This is a genomic window from Actinosynnema sp. NPDC059797, assembly GCF_042732085.1.
In the GTDB taxonomy this organism is placed as follows: Bacteria; Actinomycetota; Actinomycetes; order Mycobacteriales; family Pseudonocardiaceae; genus Actinosynnema.
In genome coordinates this window covers 1-2,161 of record NZ_JBHWIE010000658.1, presented here as the reverse complement: position 1 = coordinate 2,161, position 2,161 = coordinate 1, and the positions used below count along the sequence as shown (strand labels likewise).

Here is a 2,161-nt window from a genome sequence, read left to right as displayed (position 1 = left end):
GGCGGACACCTGCGCGCGGCTCGCCCGGGGGACGCGGCCTTCCCCCGGCCGGGGCACGGCCCCCCGCCGCCCGGTCGCTACCCTCGTCGCATGATCGACCTCCGGCGCGCCGAGGACCGGTGGCGGCGGTTCGACGTCGCGGTCCGGGACGCCCCGCTCGCGCTGGCGCTCCTCGTGGCCTCGCTGACACCCGCGCTCCACGACAACGGCACGTGGCTCGGCGACGTGCCGCTCCGCCCCGTGGACGCGCCGGGCGTGGCCGTGATCGCCCTCGAATGCCTGCCGCTGGCCATCCGCAGGCGGTGGCCCGTCGCCTGCCTGGCCCTGGTGTCGCTCGGCTTCGCCCTCGACCAGCTCCACGGCTACCACGCGATCGCGGGCACCGCGCTGCCGATCGCCCTGTTCAGCACCGCCGCCCACCTGGACCGGTTCCGGTGGACCGCGGTGGTCCTGGCTTCGGCGGCCTACGTGCCGCTGTCCTTCGCCCTCGCGCGGGACGACGGGACCGAGGGCGTGATCGGGTTCGTGACGTTCTACCTCGTCCTGGCCCTCACGTGGGGCGCCGGGAGCCGGCTCCGGCAGTACCGCGCCGCCGAGGAGGAGCGCCGCCGCCGCGTCGCCGAGACCACCCGCGCCGCGGAACGGACCCGCATCGCCCGCGACCTCCACGACGTCGTGACGCACCACGTGACCGCGATGGTGGTGCAGACCGAGGCGGCGCGCTACCTGACCGGTTCCCCCGACCGCCTCGACCAGGCCCTGGCCGCGGTCTCGGACTCCGGTCGGCGGGCCGTCGCGGACCTGCGGCACCTGCTCGACGTGCTCGACCCCGGGCACGGCGCCGAGCCGCGAACCCCGTCCGCGGGCGACCTCCGGACCCTGGTGGAGCAGACCCGGCGGGCCGGTCAGCCGGTGGAGTTCACCGAGGAGGGCAGCCGGGGCGAGGCGACCGGCAGCGCGGAGGCGACGGCCTACCGCGTCGTGCAGGAAGCCCTGACGAACGCCCTGAAGCACGCGCACGGCAGCCGCACCGAGGTGCGCGTGCGCCACGGGGACGGGGAGATCACGGTGGAGGTCGGCACGGACGGCGCGGGTTCGCCCGCCGCCGCGGTGGGCGGCAGCGGGCGGGGCCTGGACGGGCTCCGCGAACGGGTCGGCGTGCTCGGCGGCGAGTTCCGGGCCGGCCGGCGCGGCGACGGCGGTTTCGTGGTGCGGGCGCGCATCCCGGCGGGCAGCGCACCGTGACCGCGCCGGTCCGCGTCCTCGTGTGCGACGACCAGGCGCTGATCCGCACCGGGTTCGCGACGATCATCGACGCCCAGCCCGACCTCACCGTGGTCGGCGAGTGCGGCGACGGGCGCACCGCCGTGGACCTCGCGCGCCGGCTCCGCCCCGACGTCGTGGTGATGGACGTGCGGATGCCGGTCCTCGACGGCATCGAGGCGACCCGCCTGCTGGCCGGCGCCGGGGTGGACCAGCCGGTCAAGGTGCTCGTGGTGACCACGTTCAACCTCGACGAGTACGTCTACGAGGCGTTGCGCGCCGGCGCCGGCGGCTTCCTGCTCAAGGACGCGCCGCCGGCGCAGCTGCTGCACGGCATCCGGACCGTCGCCGCCGGCGACGCGCTGCTGGCCCCCGAGGTGACCCGGCAGCTCGTCGGCCGGTTCGCCACCCGGATCCGGCCGGCGGAGGGCGCGTCCGGCGGGACCCCGCTGACGCCGCGCGAGCTGGAGGTCCTGCGCCTCATCGCCGACGGCCTCTCCAACAGCGAGATCGCCGCGGTCCTGGTGATCAGCCAGGAGACCGTCAAGACCTACGTCTCGCGCATCCTCACCAAGCTCGACCTGCGCGACCGGGTCCAGGCCGTGGTCCACGCCTACCGCCACGGCCTGGTGACCTGACCGGCGGTGAGGTCCGCCGTCGGACGGGCGGCAGGTCCCGGGGCGGGCTCCCGGGGCGCCGCCCCGAAAGGCCGCGGCAGGCCGGGGTCCGGGGTCTCGACCGCGCCCGTGAAGCGGTTCCGGTCCCCGCCCGTCCCGGGCAGCCGCCGCCAGGTCCGGCATGGCGGGACCGAGCAGGCCGAGGTGCCCGGAACACCTGGCCCGCCGCCCCACCGAGGCCCTAACATCTCCCGCAAGGACTCGCCGGGGGGAACGATGAC

At 76.6% G+C, this 2,161-nt stretch carries 2 protein-coding genes; both read left to right on the top strand.

The features are described from left to right. Window positions 1-90 precede the first annotated feature (90 nt). Window positions 91-1,245, top strand: coding sequence for a sensor histidine kinase (locus ACFV4N_RS43020; protein WP_499678464.1), 1,155 nt, complete (start codon window positions 91-93; stop codon window positions 1,243-1,245). After that, complete coding sequence (locus ACFV4N_RS43015) at window positions 1,242-1,901, top strand: response regulator (RefSeq protein ID WP_499678463.1); 660 nt, start codon at window positions 1,242-1,244, stop codon at window positions 1,899-1,901. The genes ACFV4N_RS43020 and ACFV4N_RS43015 overlap by 4 nt, the downstream gene beginning before the upstream one ends. The last annotated feature ends 260 nt before the right edge of the window (window positions 1,902-2,161 follow it).